The following is a 15442-nucleotide window of genomic DNA, read 5'->3' as shown; positions in this document are numbered from 1 at the left end:
GGACCAGCGGATAATCGATGCAAGCAGGCTTTGCGTTCTCCAAACTCGCCGATCGTTTGGCGGGTCTCGCCGACCTCAGTGCCGAGGACCTCGACCTTCTCTCGGATATGCCGAGCGCCATCGCTCATTTCGGCTCTCGTCACGCAATCCTGCGCCATGGCGACGAGCCGACCCAATGCTGCCTGCTGCTCCAGGGATATCTGTCCTGGCAGGACGCAGAAAGCGGCGACGGGCAAATCACGTCAATCTACGTTCCCGGTGACATACCCGACCTGCACACGCTGTACCGTGCTCGCGCCGACAGCGACCTGGTCGCACTCGGCCCGGCCGTGGTTGCCTTCGTCCCGCACCGCTTCTTTCGCGACCTGTCCGGGCGTTCGCCCGCCATGTCGCGCGCACTGCTGCTGATGATGCTCGTCGATCACGCCATCCAGCGAAACTGGACCGTGAACCTCGGCAGCCGGGACGCCCTGACCCGCGTTGCGCATCTGCTTTGCGAGATCACGACGCGCCTGCAAAATGTCGGCCTCGCCAGGGAGCTCCGATTATCCTCGCCATTTACCCAGTCCGACCTTGCCGCGGCTTGCAGCATCTCCCCGGTGCATGCCAATCGCACCGTCCAGGAGTTGCGCCGCTGCAACCTCCTGCAATGGCAGGGCAAGTTCATGACGATCATGGACTGGCCGGGCCTGGTTCGGCTCGCCGGCTTCGATCCCACCTATCTGGGCGTTCGTGCCACCGGCGACGCGCGACCGTCGCAACCCAGCCTCGTGGCCTCGGGAGCTGCTCTCGCGTAAACAATCACATCGCGCGCATATCGGCGCCTGCCGGATTTTCGACCATGGAAAGCAAAACAGCGATCAAACCACCGCGCGCCTGCAATTTTCCAGTGCGCAGCGCAGCAATTTACGGTAGTAGTCCCTAGGGACGACTTACGCCACGCGGTCTGAAAACGGGAAGGCCGCAAACAGGCAAAGAATTCGGATGGGGGCAATCCACCAATGCTCCATGGAACCTGCGCTAGCTGAACTTGTTCCCAATTGCGACGAGTTCGCGCGGCGCTGGTTGAGTGGGCCAAAGGGGTTGCAGGTTATGGATTGGGTGCTCGGGACGATTGCGGTCTTCTGCTTCGCGGCTGGCCTTAATACGATCGCACTGCTCTTCGGCGTGGCCGCGTTGATCACCAACGTGGGCATCATCGGCTTGAGATGGAGGGCCCGGGCGCAGGGGACCCTGCTGGACGACGGGTGGGTCGCGCCGAAGCTGGTGACGGCGATCGTCCTACTGTCTGCCGTCTGGTGTCTCGCCGCGCAGGCGGGATTCATCGGGTCGTAGATCGCTTGCCCCTTCTCTCTCCTCAATGGCGATCACTGGCTGTCGCGCGTTTGACCTATTCCGTCCCACTCGTTAGTTGGACTGAGACGCAGCGGGAGGACTGCCGTGAAACTGGTCGGTGTGGTGGGAGTGATCGTGCTCGCGATCTCGTGCGGGTGCGTGCTTGAGGCGAACGCTGCGCTGGGTGACCAGTTCAACGCAATCCCGAAGGACCTGAAGTAGCGGCAACAGCGGTGTTCTTGCTTTCCAAGACCCTGGGCACAGTTGCCATCTTGCCAAATTTTCTTGCAGCAAGCAGCATGATCGGCTGCTTGCTGATGTTGACGCGATACGCCGCCGCTGGCCGGAAACTTGCGATAGGCTGCACCGTCGCCCTGGCGGTGTGTGGGTTCACTCCGGTGGGAAGCCTTTTGCTAAGGCCTCTCGAAGATCGCTTTCCACCATGGCTCCCGGGGGCGGACGCTCCGACCGGCATCGTCATCCTCGGTGGAAGCACCAAGCCCGATATCTCGGCGGCGCATGGACGACCGGTGTCCGACATCGGAGTAGACCGGCTGATCACCGGTGCAATGCTTGCGCGGCGCTATCCGAATGCACGCATCATCTATTCAAGCGGCAATCCCAACCTCCTCCCCGGGAATCTGCGAAAGGCCGATTACGCTCTGCAGATCCTGGGTGAACTGGGCATTTCGAAGGATCGCGTTCAAATTGAAGGCGACTCGCGCAACACAGCCGAGAATGCAATCCTTTCAAGGGCTGCGGCCTCGCCAAAACCCGGTGACCGTTGGCTGCTCGTCACGTCGGCCTACCACATGCCGCGCGCCGTCGGCCTATTCCGCGCGGCAGACTTTCCGGTCGAGCCCGTTCCTACCGGCTGGTTGACCGGTGGGCACACCACATGGCTCGACTTCGGCAACTTCGCCTCTTCCGTCCTTCTCGTCCATATTGCCAGCCGCGAATGGATTGGCCTTGCAGCCTATCGCGCACTCGGAAGAACGAATGCATTCCTGCCCGGGCCCTAGCTCGGCACGCGGACATCAGCGGATTCGGTACGACCGCGTCCTGGCTCGCAAAATACGAAAAGCCCCAGCGCTTGGAGCACCGCTGGGGCGTTTCGTTCAAATGAACTGGTCAAGCAATGACGTCTTCATAGCAGCAAACGCGGTAAATGTTTGTGAACTGGTTCACACGCCTCGCTCGTACCGATCGTCGGTTTGAACGTTCGGATGCCGCGAGGTAGCATGGCCTCTTTCATGGAGGCTCATTTGAAACAGGTCATTTGCATTGCGGCCATCGCACTGTGTGCTGCGGCCCCTGCGCGGTCCCAGACGCTGGTCGATCCCAACAAGGTTGCCCCTGAATATCGTGAGGCCGCCGAAAAGCGCCGAGCCGAGCAGCTACGGCAACGCGAGTGTGCCCTGAAGGCCGATCTGGAAAAGGTGCTGCCGAGGGACCGCACCGCCTATCTCAACCATTGCCTCGACGCGCTCGCTGCCAAGCCGTAGCGCGGCCTAACTCCGCCGCCGCTTCCTCGGAAACAAGCGGTCGCGGATGTAGCGCGAGGTCGGCGTCAGGCGGATGCCGCGCGGCTTCTGCCAGGCGGCGCGATCGATCTCCTTCTTGTCGCCGATCGCGAGCCGTCCCTTGGCGTTCTTGGCGATGAAGATCGCATCGCTCATCCTGCGGCCGGTGCGCTTGTTTCTGGCCTTCACTTCCTTCCAGAGGCTGATCCTGCCGAGCTTGAGCTTTGGCAACTCCTCCTTGATCTCCCGCCGCAGGCAGTCCTTCGAGGATTCGCGCGCGCGCCTGCGGCCGCCGGGGAACATCCACAAACCGTCCGATCGTCGTCTGACCAAAAGAACCTTGCCGCGCTTCGCGGCAACCAGCTTGGAAGACTTCGCCATTGCTGCCGTAAATCAATACCAGAATCGCGCCAATGGTAACTTGTCTATTTGAATAGACAAGTTCGAGCCCCCGCGTGTCAGTCGCTCAGATCGATCGACCGCTCACAAAGAGCGGGCTGATCCTTCGCTCGCCGCTCCCGCCTGCGCCCGATCGGTCCTGATCCACGCGGCCGCGAGCTCCCAGGCGACCGACAGGACAATCGGCCCAATGAAGAGGCCGACGATGCCGTGGGCGAGCGTGCCGCCGATCACGCCGACGAAGATCACGATCGTGGGCGTGTTGAGGCCGCGCCCCATCACGAGCGGCTTCAACATGGTGTCGATGAAGCCGACCAGGACGAGGAACACGGTGAGCAGGAGCGCCGTGGTGACGTCCTTTGCGGTCCAGATCCAGATGATGACGGGCAGCAGCACGAGGAATGCGCCGATCTGCACGATCGAGAGCAGGAGCACGAGAAAGGCGAGAAGGCCGGCGCTCGGCACGCTCGCAAGCTTGAAGCCGATGCCGGCGAGCAGCGCCTGCACGATTGCAACGCCGATCACGCCTTGCGCCACCGCGCGGATGGTCGCACCCGCAAGCTCCAGAAAATGCTCGCTCTGCTCTGGCACGATGCGAAACAGGAAGCCGCGTCCGGCTTCGACCAGTCGCGGGCCGTGCGGAAACAGAAAGCCGGCCACGAACACCGAGACAAGGAACTGGAGCGTCCCGAGGCTGGCGTCGCCGGCTAGCGACAGGAGCGGCCCTGCCAGCGGCTGGAGATAAGGCGCCACCTCGCGCAGCACCGCGCGGATGTTGTTGTAGGCCTGGTCCCAGAGCTCGTAGAGTGTCGGGCCGATGATCGGCCAGGACTTGATCTGCTCCGGCGCCGACTGCAGCGCGAGGTCGCCGGTGCCGAGCTGGCGCGCGAGCTCCCTCACCCCCTCGACCGCGCTAAGGCCGAGCCAGGTCGCGGGGCCGATGACGATGCCGAGCGTGATCAAGGTGAGGATCGCCGCCGCCGTCTTCGGACGGCCGCCGAGCAGCTTGGCCAGCGAGCTGAACGCCGGATAGAACGCGACCGCGAGCACGGCGCTCCAGGTCAGGATCGGCACGAACGGCCGGATGATCAGGAACGTCCAGATGATCAGCAACGCCAGCAGGCCGAGCCGGATCACGAGCTGGATGATGTCTTCTCCGGTCAGGAGCTGACGAAGACTTTTCACGGGCACGGCCTTCCTTGCGGCATCAACGCGTCTCCACCGCTTGTGCGGCCTTGGGTTATTGCCAGCATCCAACCGGGCGTCAAGACGACCCGGGGCCGCCCCGCCCCCCGTGGCACGGCAGAAGCGGCGCAAAATAGGAACGCGGCGCGCAGATTGCGCATTCCGAGACCATGGCCCGCCGACTGCAAGAACTTGATGAGCACAGCGGCGTTCACCGCGGTGTCCACTATTCGTTGAAGCGAAATGGCGCACCGGGTTATTGGCGCTACGCCTATGCGATCGGCTCGAGAGTCAGAACCGGACGGGTTCAAGGCCGGCTGTCGCTGCTCGCCATCAGGCGCGTGACGATGCGGATCGATCGGGACATGCGGGGCGACCGGATCGGGCAATAGGCGATATCGCGGTCCTCAAATCCGGAACCGGTTTGGCTAACACCCATTAACCGGATTTCCTTGGGCCGGTTTACGCCGATGCAAGCGCCCGCGCCTACGCTTGGCGCCAGGTCCCCAAAAACACTCCTGTGCAATGGCCAACAGCATCTGGACGATCGAAGAATTCACCTGCGCGGGTTGCAGCATGAACTACACCGCGACCAGGGAAGAACACACCGAGCCGCACTCCGGCAGCTTCAAATGCAGCATCTGCAGCAGCGTGATTCACACCTGGTCCGGCAATCATCACTTCTTCGGCTGGGCAGCGGTGAAAACGAAGCCACCGGTGTTCGGCCGGCGCTGGGCCGGCGTGCAGTGGTAGGCAGACGCTAAGGCGCGCCGCCGTTAGTTGCACGCCTCGATCTGCTAGGTGCTAGCCGCTCGTGGCGCGTTCCGCTGCGAACGAAGACGCTAATGGCCCCAACGCAGACATCGCGCCGGCCTTAGTCTAAGTCGACCACTGCCCCAAACCGGAAATTTCAGCAATTGATGGGACGTCGATTCTTGGCGAGCAAATTCATTGACGCGCACGTCAGATACAACCAAAAGGAGAGCGGTAGATAACTAGAGGCGCCGGCATGAGGCGGATCGGCTTAGTCGCCATCCTTTTAGTATTCGCGTTCGGCGCGTATTTGTGGGTGCAGCCGGCATACACGCAGCGCTTCCGGCTCACGATCGAAATCCAGACCCCTGAAGGGATCAAATCTGGCTCCAGTGTTATCGAGACCCATCGGTGGGAGAGTGGCAACTGGGGGCCTATAGAGGCAGGAGGAATTCGTAGCGACTTTAAAGGTCGCGCGGTATTCGTAGATCTCGGCCACGGAAAGAACGTCGTTGCTTTGCTGGGTTTTGGTCCGTTCGGGGCAGATCAATACCGTCTTTTTCGGCTCACGCGCGACGCATTGGCGCCAGGCCAGAAAGCCGACTGGACCGAAGATTTCAAACTGAAGGGACGAGGTGTCTTGCCGCCTGACGATGTTCCGGCGCTTGCCACCTTCAAGGACGTCAGTGATCCAACCTCGGCGTTGCGCGTCGATCCTGCCGATGCAGCAGCAACTCTAGGCCCAGGATTCGCGTTTCGGCAGGCACGACTGGAAACAACAAGCGAAGCCGCCTCAACGGGCATCGAAAAGATGTTGCCGTGGTGGCGGCTACCCGGGCATCCAGCGGTGCTCGCGTATCGAGCTTGGCGACAGGGTTCAATCGTCGGCCCTACCCTCGAACCGGAGCATCTCTTTCAAAGGGAATAAGTTGATCCTCATTCTCATTTGCGACAGCGCAATTTCGCCACCCTTGCCTTCGGCCCAGAGCGGACTTCGGGCGATGGCCCAATTCATTTGTGCCTGCTCTCCTGACCACCAAAACGTGCGACCCGGCAACTACGATGGAGAGGGGAAGCCTCACGCCCCCTCGCTCCCCATTTCCGTCACCTTTGATCGCCATGTGATTGCTGGATATTTTCAACGCAGCGTGGCTCGGCGAGTCATGCGATCGATTGCTCAACCAAAACCGTTTGAAGGATGCGGATGAAACGCGCGACGCTCCTTGCCCTTGGCTTCCTGTCTGCTGGCGCCCTGCTGCAGGGCAGTGCGAGAGGCCAGACGTCGGTCCCTCCGCCGCTTTCGCTTGCTCCGCCGCCGACTGAACGGGGTGCGGCGCCTTCGGGCGCGACCAACAACCCCTGGCCGCCTATGGCCGCGCCCAAAGCGTCGCCGCCACGAGCGACCGCCAAGAATTCCAAGCCCGCGGCAAAGCCCGATGGCGGGCCGTCATCGGCGACGAGCGGGGCCCTCCCGCCGGCGGCATCCGACAGGGTTTCGTCACCACCGGTGATCAGCGGGCCTCCGCCGTCGCCGGGTCCGGCCGTCGACTACGATGGCTTCAGCGTCGGCACCGTCGACGACAGTGAGACGTCAGCCGAGGCGGCGCGCCCCACGAGGTCACGCGCAGCAAAGGCCTCCAAGCCCAATGCGCAGACAGATAACATCACTGCGCAGGAATCGATCGATCAAGAAGATGAGGCGTTGAAACGCAAGCTTACGATCTGCCGCGGTTGCAAGTAGGAGGCTTGCGGCTGCTGGCTCCTAGCCCGGCGTCTCAAGATGGAAAGCCGCTCAATCAGACACCGTAGGAGCGCTTGATCTGTTTCGCCATCACGATGGCAGCATCGGTATAACGGCCGTCTGACCAGTACAGATCGCACATCGCCAGACAGAACAACGCGAGAAGCGTAATCAAAATTCCCTTGCACATAGCAGACGTCCCCAGTGAAGAGACTGCCAACCGAGCAGGTACGATTTGAGATAGACTAGATATTTCTAGAAGTCGCTGCTGCGACGATCTGCAATGGCCACAGGCTGGCAAGAAGTCGTAACTATTCTGTTAACCGACCCTCACTCAGGGCGATGATTTACTCGGCTCTCGGAATGAGTGCCCGGCTACCGTGCGAGGTTCGTTGCAAGCCGGCTACTTCTTGTCGGCATTCTCGTCGCTCAGCTTTTCGATGTTTGCGGGAAGGTCCGGATATCGGCCGTATCTGTAGGTGGCGTTCTCGCACTTGACGACCCACACGTCGTAGTCCCGCTTTGACAACTTCGCATCGCGGGTCGCTTTCTGAGGCTTGTCGCAAACAAGACCCTGGCTGCGTATCTGGGTCGCGAGCAAGTCTGCTGTCGCGTCGGCATAAGCAGGTCCCACATATCGTTTGCTGACCGGCACGAGAGCTGCAGCTAGAACAACCAGCATCAGAACGGAGCGATTGGAGCTGTTCACGGTCAACCTCCTTCCAGGTTGTATCGGCTTCCAATGTCGCAAGATTATAATCCCGCTCTGGCGCGCGGCAACGTCCGCGAGCGACCAAGCTCGTGCGACGCGATCTGCCGCGAAGGGCAAGGAGCCGACCTACCGTTCGGCCCAACCAGTAGCGATCGCGCTCGCCCAAGTGTGCATCCCCTTGCTGCGCGCGAGTTCGGCCATGGGCGCGTTGTCGTATGGTACGTACCGGAGTGTGGCAGACCACCCCGCGCGTGTGTGGTCCAAAATTGCATAGCACGCGTGGGACGTGCCGACCTCGACCACGTATGGGACAGGCACTCGCCCATCGTAACCGGGCAATCCAACGCTGCCAGGATTTACCACCATTCGCCCATTCCTCAGACGAACGACTCGCGGAATGTGTGTGTGCCCGCACAAGATGACTTGCGCGTCTATTCCCTCGGCCGCAGACTCGATAGTCTCGATCGGACTCGCGCGCACGCCGCCATCACTGGTTATGTAGTCGAGCCAAAATTCAGCATCGTCCCGTGGTGATGCATGGCATAGGAACACCTGCTCTCTATACATGAGCGTAGGTGGCATGCTGGCCATCCACTCGAAGTGCTTGCGCTCAAGCTGTCGGAAATCGCTTCGGGTCGAGCTGCCCGCCTGCCAAAGTTCAACGAGAATTCGATCCTGATCGCCGCGCACCGACGGAAAGCCTCGTGCCTGGCGTTCGAGATGCGAGTTGAAAGAGTAACACCACCGGCCCACACTCCGTCATTGCGAGCGCAGCGAAGCAATCCAGGCTGTCTCCGCGGAAAGGTTCCTGGATTGCTTCACTGCGCTCGCAATGACGCATCTGTTGACGCAGTGCTGTACGACCCTCCCCAACGTCGTCCTGGCGGAACGCCAGGGACCCATGCCGCCGGTCAGCGTCGTCTGTGAGAACTGCGGCTTCTGCAACGCTGCGACACCAGTTACACTCCCCTGCCCGCAATCGAGTTTTGGACACAATGACCGCAGCTTTCGTCCCCCAGATCGCCCTCTACCGCCGCTGGCTCACTGAACAGCGCGGCCTCTCCTTCGCCGGCTATGAGGAGATGCGGCAATGGTCCGTGCGCGATCTCGAAGGCTTCTGGCGCAGCATCTGGGACTATTACGATCTGCAGTCGCCGACTCCGTTTTCGGCCGTGATCACCGAGCGCAAGATGCCCGGCGCGGTCTGGTTTCCCGGCGCGCAGGTCAACTACGCGCGCCAGGTGTTCCGGCACGTCGTGGCGGCGGACGCCGCCGGCTTACCCGCGATCGTCAGCAGCGGCGAGGACGGACGCCTCACCGAGACGAGCTGGCCGGAGCTGAGGCGCAAGGCCGCCGCGCTCGCGCTGCATCTGCGCGACATGGGCGTCAAGCCTGGCGACCGCGTCGCGGCCTATCTGCCCAACATCCCCGAGACCATCATCGCGTTTTTGGCCACCGCCAGCATCGGCGCGGTCTGGAGCGTCTGCGCGCCCGACATGGCCGCCCCTGTCGTCATCGACCGCTTCAAGCAGATCGAGCCGAAGGTGCTGATCGCCTGCGACGCCGTCACCTATGCAGGCCGGCGGCACGACCGTAGCGATGTCATTGGCGAGCTCCGCCGATCGCTGCCGACGGTCGAACATGTCATCCTGCACGGCGCGGAAGCAGCGGCCCCCGACGCTCCCCTCTCGGCCATTCTCGCCAGGACCGGTGCGGCGATCGACGCGTTCGAACCGGTCTGGCTGCCGTTCGACCATCCGCTCTGGATCGTCTACTCCAGTGGCACCACCGGCCTACCAAAGCCGATCGTGCACGGCCATGGCGGCATCGTCATCGTGGTGCTGGCGCTGCTCGGCCTGCACAACGACATCGGCTGCTCCTACCACGAGAACTCGTTCGGCGAGCGCTATCACTGGTACAGCTCGACCGGCTGGATCATGTGGAACAGTCAGGTCGGCGGGCTGCTCAGCGGCACCACCTGCTGCATCTTCGACGGCAGTCCCGCCGGCCCCAAAGACAAGCCGGACTGGACCACGTTGTGGCGCTTCGTCGCCGACTCGAAGTCGACCTTCTTCGGCGCGGGCGCGGCATTCTTCGCAAGCTGCGCCAAGGCCGAGATCGACCTCGCCGCTGCGGGCGACCTCTCACATCTGCGCTGCCTCGGCTCGACCGGCTCGCCGCTCAGCGCCGACACGCAAGCCTGGTTCAACGCGCGCTTCGCGGCGCTGTCGAAGCGCAACGGCAGCAAGGCGCAAGCCGACATCTGGTGGGCGAACATCTCCGGCGGCACCGATTTCGCCGGCGCCTTCATCGGCGGCAACCGCGAGCTGCCGCAGACGCCGGGCGCGATGCAGTGCCGCCTGCTCGGCGCCGCCGTGGAAGCTTTCAGCGAACAGGGCCGCGCCGTGGTCGACGAGGTCGGCGAGCTCGTCTGTACCGAGCCGATGCCGTCGATGCCGCTCTATTTCTGGAACGACAAGGGCGACGTGCGCTACCGCTCGAGCTATTTCGAGACCTATCCGGACAATTTCGACGGTAGTGGCCGGGGACCGGTGTGGCGGCACGGCGACTGGCTCAAGATCAATCCCGACGGCTCCTGCGTGATCTACGGCCGCAGCGATGCGACCATCAACCGCCACGGCCTGCGCATGGGCACGAGCGAACTCTATTCCGCAATCGAGGCGCTGCCGGAGGTGCTCGATTCCCTCGTGGTTGACCTCGAATATCTCGGCCGCGACAGCTACATGCCGCTGTTCGTGGTGCTGCGCGAGGGCATCGCGCTCGACGGCGCGATCCAGGCGAAGATCAACAAGGCGATCGAGGCCGGCCTGTCGCGCAGATTCTTGCCGAACGAGATCTTCGCGGTCGCCGAGATTCCGCGCACCCTCTCGGGCAAGAAGCAGGAGCTGCCGATCAAGAAGCTGCTGCTCGGCCATCCCGTCGAGAAGGTCATCAACAAGGAGGCGATGGCCAATCCCGCCTGCCTCGACTGGTACCTCGCGTTCGCGCGCGATTACCTCGCTCGAACCGCAGCTTGAAGCGGCAATCAGCCGCCGCCGTAGTTGGAGGGATCGAGATTCCTGTTCTCCGACGGCGGGATCGGCGGATAGCCGGGAAACTTGTACCAGCCGGGCGGAACGGCTGAATTCTCGGCGGGCCGAACCACCTCATGTGGCACGGCATGTGGCCGCGGGTGGGCGCGATGCGCCGGCGCTGCAGCGGCCGCGCTGCATGCCGAGATCAAGAGAGCCAAGGCCAGGACGGACCGCATTGAATGTGCTCCAGAAATCCACCCGTCCGTGATGTGGTGCGGGAACCCTGCTCCGCCCACGCGCCGCGAGGTCACGACCGGTCACATCGGCGGCATCGCAGATGCCACCGCTTCACGAAGATCTGCCGAATTGCGCTGATGGCATTTGGAGTCCGTTCACCCATCGCCGCTAGATCAGGACGGATCCTCCGCGACCCCAATGCTCTGTGATGCCGGACCTCAACGCCGTCCTGACCAAACTGAACGATCGCCTGCTCCGCCTCGAAGGCGAGCTGTTCGTGCTGCGCTCGCTGGCGCGCGCGACGCTGACAGCCGGCGACGACCATGCGATCCGGATGCGCAAGCTCGTCGAGGCCGCCAAGGTCGCGCTCAACGACGAGGCCACGCGCCCGCTTGACCGGCCGACGCGCAAATATGTCGATGCGGCTACGGCGCTGGTGGAGGAATTGCTGGTCGAGCCGACGCCGGCGCGGCCGCTGTTCACCGTCATCGACGGCGGCAAGCGGGACTGATGCGTCTCAGGCTGCGGCGCTAGCCGCCTTCAGCCGCCCGATGCCGGCCTCGATGATTGCGATCTCCGCATCGATCTGGCCGATCGGCAGGCTGAAATCGTAGCCGGACCTGCTCTTGAGATCGACCGCGAGCCGTTGCCTGTGCATCATCAGCTCATCCAGGCCGCGGCGGTTCTTCAGGCGGACATAGGTGTCGACGATCTGCTCAATCGCGCTCGGCATCCAAATCGGTCCCGGCAGAAAATCCCGCACGGCATTGGCGCCGGCGGGACATTTTCAGTGTCGCGGTACGCAATACAAATCCGCGACAGATTCGTCGATACGCGAAGCTGGTTGAGATCGTGTTACCGTTCGATGATTTCACCGCGCGGCATGAAAAAGCCGCTGGCGATCATGCCAGCGGCTTTACCGGGTTCGAAAATGGATGCGGGATGAAATGTCGCCAGCCCCGGTCCGCCGAGTGTAGCGGCAGGCGGCGGCTCGTTCTGTCCGGAATCGAACACAGGAACGGGCCTTCCGTAGTCTGCCGGCGACGCGGCAACGATCGCGCAAGGCGCAATGTGACGTTCATCGCTCCTGCACATACATCACGATCGAGCCGAGCAGCCCGATCAGCCCACATGCCAGCAGCGCGTATTGCAGGATGGCGAGCGCCTGGCTCGGCGCCTCCGTCGCGCTCGTGATCTCATAGATCAGCAGCGCCGATGTGATCCCGCTCATCAGCATCAGTTTCGGCCATCTCGACACGGCATTCCCCCAACTTGGACGGGTGTTGGACGCAATGAGGCGGCCGCCGGTTCGATACGACCCTATTTGTGCGCATTGTTGATAACCGGCGCAAATGCCCCGCGGGTGGTGTCCCAACGTGTTATCGGGGGATGACGCAGTTGCGAGACGGAACAGAAGCCCATGCGCATTACCCTCGTCGGCTCCCGCCATTTCGGCGTGACCACCCTGAACATGCTCCGGGAGCACGGCGTGCCTGTGGTGCGGGTCGTGGTGGCCGACGGCGAGGATCGCCTGGCCGCGGCGGCCAAAGCCGCCGGCATCGATGTGGTGGTTCAGGCCAATCCAAAGCTGGTGGTGGCCTCCGAGATTGCGCCCGACACCGACCTGATCATCACGGCGCACAGCCACGCCCGGGTCGGCCGGGACGCGCTCGCTGCGGCCAAGCTCGGCGGGATCGGCTACCACCCGTCGCTGCTGCCCCGCCATCGCGGCAAGGCCGCGGTCGAATGGACCATCAAGGAAGGCGACCCGATCGCCGGCGGCACCATCTACCACCTCGCCGAGCGCATGGATGCCGGCGCGATCGCCGCCCAGGACTGGTGCTTCGTCAAGAAGGGCGAGACCGCGCGCGAGTTGTGGGAGCGCGCGCTGGCCCCCCTCGGCCTCAAGCTGCTGGCCGACGTGATCGACTACGCCACGGTGCACAAGGCGCTGCCGGCCAAGCCTCAGGACGAGCAGTTCGCGACCTCGGCGCCGAGTCTCGCCTGACGTTTACCCTTAACGGCCAGCCGCGTTGATTCCACTTCAAAAATCGAAGCCGGAATTGCAAATAAACTATTGTTTCCACAGGAACAATTTTCACTTTGGCATTGCAACAAACTTCTGTCACATTTCGCCCGAATAAAGCGTCAACATCTTAGACATATTCAAGGACGGAATTCATGCGTTTTGCTCGCATTGCGGTGATCTGTGCCGCTTCAGTTTTCACCGGTACCCTCACCGCTCCCGCCTTCGCCCAGAACCCCTATGACGGCAACTGGCAGGTCACGATTGTGACGAAGACCGGCTCCTGCGAGCCCACCGCGAGCTCCATGCTGACCGTTGCCGATGGCAGGATCACCGCGCCCGGCGCTAACGTTTCCGGCACCATCGGCCGTGAGGGTCTTGTGCGGGTTTCGATCAATGGTGCATATGCCAACGGTCAACTCAACGGCAACGCCGGATCGGGGAAGTGGAATGGAGCATCAGCAGGCATACCGTGCAGCGGGCGCTGGGAAGCATCGCGCCAATAAACCAACTGAGGCTCGTGCCCGATACCGGCGGCTGCTGATGGCGGCCGCCGTTTTGTTTGTGGGATCAATCGCCAATTCCGAGAGCCACGCCCAAGCCGGTCCGTTCGCGCCGATGGCGGGCACGTGGAGCGGCACCGGCACCGTCATCCTCGATGACGGATCTACCGAGCGCATCCGCTGCCGGGCCAAATATGCGCCCGTCGGCCCGACCATGGAGATGTCGCTGACCTGCGCCAGCGATGCCTACAAGTTCAACCTCGCCGCCAGTGTGCGTGCCGAAGGCAGCGCCATCACAGGCGCTTGGAGCGAGGCCAGCCGCAATATCAGCGGCTCCCTGCAGGGCCGCGGCGGCGGCGGCAACTTCGAGGTGGTTGCCTCGACCGCCGGCGCCGGCTTCAACGCCAACATCGCGCTGAGAACCAGCGGCAACAAGCAGATCGTCACGATGCGCGCGGACAGCCAGTTCCGCGGCGCCAACATCACGATGTCGCGCTAAGCCGCTATCACGACGCGACAAACGATCCGGCGGCCGCGCCGGATCGTTTGCGTTCAGGCGGTCGGAATGAACGCCGTTACCTCGATTTCGACCTTGGCCCGCTCATCCACCAGCCCTCCGATGTAAAGCAGGGTCGAAGGCGGGAAATTGCGCCCGAGCGTCTCCTTCCAGGCCGCGCCGATACCAGGGCCGGCGGCCTCATAGTCGCTGCGGCTGGTCAGATACCAGGTCAGGCGGACGATGTGCTCTGGGCCGGCGCCGGCTTCCGCCAGAAGCTTGACGATCCGCTTGAGTGCGGTCGCGACCTGGGCCGCAAGGTCCGGCGCGTAATTCCCGGTCTCATCGCCGCCGGTCTGCCCGGCCAGCACCACCCATCGGCCCGGTCCTTCCACCACCACGCCGTGGGAAAAGCCGCGCGGTTTCGACCATCCGGCCGGCTGCAAGATACGCATGAGCGAAGACCTCCCGATTTTTCTTGTTGTTCGGTACAGCCTTAGCACGCCGCCATGCATCGCTGCATCCGCAGATTTGGCCGTTGCAAACTGCGTTGATGTCACCGATACCGGAGATCTCCCTCGGATTCTCTCCTCCTACACCTTGCGCCGATGAGCACGACACCGTCCAAAATGATGGCTGCGCTGTGGATGGCCGGTTGGCTGTCCCTGATGCTGATCATGGCGGTTGCCGGGCGCGAGACGACGCGCGAGCTGAACGTCTTCCAGATCATGGAGGTGCGCTCGCTGCTCGGCTTCGTGCTGCTCTCCCCGATCATTTACCGCGCCGGCGGCTTCAAGGTGCTGCGGACAACGCGACTGCCGCAGCACATCGGGCGCAATCTGGTGCACTACGTCGCCCAACTCGGCTGGTTCTTCGCGCTGACGCTGATACCGATCGGTCAGGTCGTGGCGATCGAATTCACCATGCCGATCTGGACCGCGATCCTCGCGGCGAGCTTCTTGTCGGAGCGCATCACACCCTGGAAGACCGCCGCGATCGTGCTCGGCCTTGTCGGCGTCGTCGTCATCGTCCGGCCCGCAACCGGCGAGATCAATCCGGGCCAGCTCATTGCACTCGGCGCCGCCATGGGTTTCGGGATATCGATGGCGCTGGTCAAATCGCTGACCCGCACGGAAACCGCCCTGTCGATCCTGTTCTGGATGCTGGTGGTACAATCTGTCGCAGGCTTCGTTCCGACCCTGTTCGTCTGGACCTGGCCGACACCCTATGCCTGGGCCTGGATGATCGTCATCGCCATCTGCGGCACGTTTTCGCATTACTGCCTCGCCAGCGCGATGCGATATACGGACGCGACCATCGTCGTGCCGATGGACTTCCTGCGCGTGCCGCTGACCGCGACCGCCGGCTGGCTCCTATATTCTGAGCGGCTCGACGCCTGGACGGTGCTTGGCGCTGCGCTGATCCTGTTTGGTAACCTCCTGAATTTGAAGCCGACTGTGCCCGTTCCCGCCCGCGCGCAATGAACCACAAGCCCGC

Annotated in this window: 22 protein-coding genes; 12 read left to right on the top strand and 10 right to left on the bottom strand. The window is 62.9% G+C overall.

Annotation, left to right across the window (positions count from 1 at the left end; genetic code table 11):
* Positions 1 to 56: 56 nt before the first annotated feature.
* The 4 genes from MTX21_RS05515 (at position 57) to MTX21_RS05500 (ending at position 2840) form a co-directional block, all read left to right on the top strand.
* Positions 57 to 797 (top strand): Crp/Fnr family transcriptional regulator, encoded by a 741-nt coding sequence (locus MTX21_RS05515; RefSeq protein ID WP_280971363.1) that lies wholly within the window; start codon positions 57 to 59, stop codon positions 795 to 797.
* Between the two features lie 211 nt (positions 798 to 1008).
* On the top strand, positions 1009 to 1335 hold the full coding sequence (locus MTX21_RS05510; protein WP_280963809.1) for a hypothetical protein: 327 nt from the start codon (positions 1009 to 1011) through the stop codon (positions 1333 to 1335).
* Positions 1336 to 1574: 239 nt separating this feature from the next.
* Entirely contained in the window at positions 1575 to 2357 is a 783-nt protein-coding gene (locus MTX21_RS05505; protein WP_280963808.1) for a YdcF family protein, read from the top strand.
* 243 nt (positions 2358 to 2600) lie between these two features.
* A complete protein-coding gene (locus MTX21_RS05500) occupies positions 2601 to 2840 on the top strand; it encodes a hypothetical protein (RefSeq protein WP_280963807.1) in 240 nt (79 codons plus the stop codon).
* Between the two features lie 6 nt (positions 2841 to 2846).
* Here the strand turns inward: MTX21_RS05500 and MTX21_RS05495 are convergent, their stop codons facing one another.
* A complete protein-coding gene (locus MTX21_RS05495; protein WP_280963806.1) occupies positions 2847 to 3239 on the bottom strand; it encodes an NUDIX hydrolase in 393 nt (130 codons plus the stop codon).
* A 102-nt stretch (positions 3240 to 3341) separates the two neighbouring features.
* Complete coding sequence (locus tag MTX21_RS05490; RefSeq protein WP_280963805.1) at positions 3342 to 4448, bottom strand: AI-2E family transporter; 1107 nt, start codon at positions 4446 to 4448, stop codon at positions 3342 to 3344.
* A gap of 519 nt (positions 4449 to 4967) precedes the next feature.
* Here MTX21_RS05490 and MTX21_RS05485 point away from each other — a divergent pair.
* Positions 4968 to 5195, top strand: coding sequence for a hypothetical protein (locus tag MTX21_RS05485; RefSeq protein ID WP_280963804.1), 228 nt, complete (start codon positions 4968 to 4970; stop codon positions 5193 to 5195).
* Between the two features lie 256 nt (positions 5196 to 5451).
* Positions 5452 to 6123 carry a hypothetical protein gene (locus MTX21_RS05480; RefSeq protein ID WP_280963803.1) on the top strand — a complete coding sequence of 224 codons (672 nt, stop codon included), beginning with the start codon at positions 5452 to 5454 and terminating at the stop codon, positions 6121 to 6123.
* An 868-nt stretch (positions 6124 to 6991) separates the two neighbouring features.
* On the opposite strand, the gene MTX21_RS05470 is transcribed toward MTX21_RS05480, so the two are convergent.
* The 3 genes from MTX21_RS05470 to MTX21_RS05460 form a co-directional block, all read right to left on the bottom strand.
* Positions 6992 to 7126, bottom strand: a complete 135-nt coding sequence (locus MTX21_RS05470) for a hypothetical protein (RefSeq protein WP_280963801.1) — start codon at positions 7124 to 7126, stop codon at positions 6992 to 6994.
* Positions 7127 to 7339: 213 nt separating this feature from the next.
* Positions 7340 to 7645 carry a hypothetical protein gene (locus MTX21_RS05465; RefSeq protein WP_280970976.1) on the bottom strand — a complete coding sequence of 102 codons (306 nt, stop codon included), beginning with the start codon at positions 7643 to 7645 and terminating at the stop codon, positions 7340 to 7342.
* Positions 7646 to 7774: 129 nt separating this feature from the next.
* Complete coding sequence (locus tag MTX21_RS05460; protein WP_280971362.1) at positions 7775 to 8401, bottom strand: metallophosphoesterase family protein; 627 nt, start codon at positions 8399 to 8401, stop codon at positions 7775 to 7777.
* Between the two features lie 242 nt (positions 8402 to 8643).
* On the opposite strand from MTX21_RS05460, the gene MTX21_RS05455 reads away from it, so the two are divergent.
* Positions 8644 to 10686, top strand: coding sequence for an acetoacetate--CoA ligase (locus MTX21_RS05455; RefSeq protein ID WP_280963799.1), 2043 nt, complete (start codon positions 8644 to 8646; stop codon positions 10684 to 10686).
* Positions 10687 to 10694: 8 nt separating this feature from the next.
* On the opposite strand, the gene MTX21_RS05450 is transcribed toward MTX21_RS05455, so the two are convergent.
* On the bottom strand, positions 10695 to 10919 hold the full coding sequence (locus tag MTX21_RS05450) for a hypothetical protein (RefSeq protein ID WP_280963798.1): 225 nt from the start codon (positions 10917 to 10919) through the stop codon (positions 10695 to 10697).
* A 209-nt stretch (positions 10920 to 11128) separates the two neighbouring features.
* Between MTX21_RS05450 and MTX21_RS05445 the strand changes: the two genes are divergently transcribed.
* Positions 11129 to 11431, top strand: a complete 303-nt coding sequence (locus tag MTX21_RS05445; protein WP_280963797.1) for a hypothetical protein — start codon at positions 11129 to 11131, stop codon at positions 11429 to 11431.
* 6 nt (positions 11432 to 11437) lie between these two features.
* Here the strand turns inward: MTX21_RS05445 and MTX21_RS05440 are convergent, their stop codons facing one another.
* From MTX21_RS05440 to MTX21_RS05430, 3 genes are all read right to left on the bottom strand, one after another.
* Positions 11438 to 11653: a hypothetical protein gene (locus tag MTX21_RS05440; RefSeq protein ID WP_280963796.1), complete on the bottom strand. Its 216-nt coding sequence runs from the start codon at positions 11651 to 11653 to the stop codon at positions 11438 to 11440.
* A 122-nt stretch (positions 11654 to 11775) separates the two neighbouring features.
* The gene (locus MTX21_RS05435; protein ID WP_280963795.1) at positions 11776 to 11934 is read right to left on the bottom strand and encodes a hypothetical protein; all 159 of its coding nucleotides are present in this window, start codon (positions 11932 to 11934) and stop codon (positions 11776 to 11778) included.
* Between the two features lie 64 nt (positions 11935 to 11998).
* Positions 11999 to 12178 carry a hypothetical protein gene (locus MTX21_RS05430; protein ID WP_280963794.1) on the bottom strand — a complete coding sequence of 60 codons (180 nt, stop codon included), beginning with the start codon at positions 12176 to 12178 and terminating at the stop codon, positions 11999 to 12001.
* A 162-nt stretch (positions 12179 to 12340) separates the two neighbouring features.
* On the opposite strand from MTX21_RS05430, the gene MTX21_RS05425 reads away from it, so the two are divergent.
* The 3 genes from MTX21_RS05425 to MTX21_RS05415 all read left to right on the top strand — a co-directional run bounded on the left by MTX21_RS05425 (position 12341) and on the right by MTX21_RS05415 (position 13948).
* Positions 12341 to 12928 carry a formyltransferase family protein gene (locus MTX21_RS05425; RefSeq protein WP_280963793.1) on the top strand — a complete coding sequence of 196 codons (588 nt, stop codon included), beginning with the start codon at positions 12341 to 12343 and terminating at the stop codon, positions 12926 to 12928.
* Between the two features lie 173 nt (positions 12929 to 13101).
* Entirely contained in the window at positions 13102 to 13452 is a 351-nt protein-coding gene (locus MTX21_RS05420) for a hypothetical protein (protein ID WP_280963792.1), read from the top strand.
* On the top strand, positions 13397 to 13948 hold the full coding sequence (locus MTX21_RS05415; protein WP_280963791.1) for a hypothetical protein: 552 nt from the start codon (positions 13397 to 13399) through the stop codon (positions 13946 to 13948). The genes MTX21_RS05420 and MTX21_RS05415 overlap by 56 nt, the downstream gene beginning before the upstream one ends.
* A gap of 53 nt (positions 13949 to 14001) precedes the next feature.
* On the opposite strand, the gene MTX21_RS05410 is transcribed toward MTX21_RS05415, so the two are convergent.
* Positions 14002 to 14400 carry a RidA family protein gene (locus MTX21_RS05410; protein WP_280963790.1) on the bottom strand — a complete coding sequence of 133 codons (399 nt, stop codon included), beginning with the start codon at positions 14398 to 14400 and terminating at the stop codon, positions 14002 to 14004.
* Between the two features lie 153 nt (positions 14401 to 14553).
* On the opposite strand from MTX21_RS05410, the gene MTX21_RS05405 reads away from it, so the two are divergent.
* Positions 14554 to 15429 carry a DMT family transporter gene (locus MTX21_RS05405; protein WP_280963789.1) on the top strand — a complete coding sequence of 292 codons (876 nt, stop codon included), beginning with the start codon at positions 14554 to 14556 and terminating at the stop codon, positions 15427 to 15429.
* Positions 15430 to 15442 lie beyond the last annotated feature (13 nt).

The organism is Bradyrhizobium sp. ISRA430, assembly GCF_029909975.1.
Lineage (GTDB): Bacteria > Pseudomonadota > Alphaproteobacteria > Rhizobiales > Xanthobacteraceae > Bradyrhizobium.
This window is presented reverse-complemented; position numbering and strand designations above follow the sequence as displayed.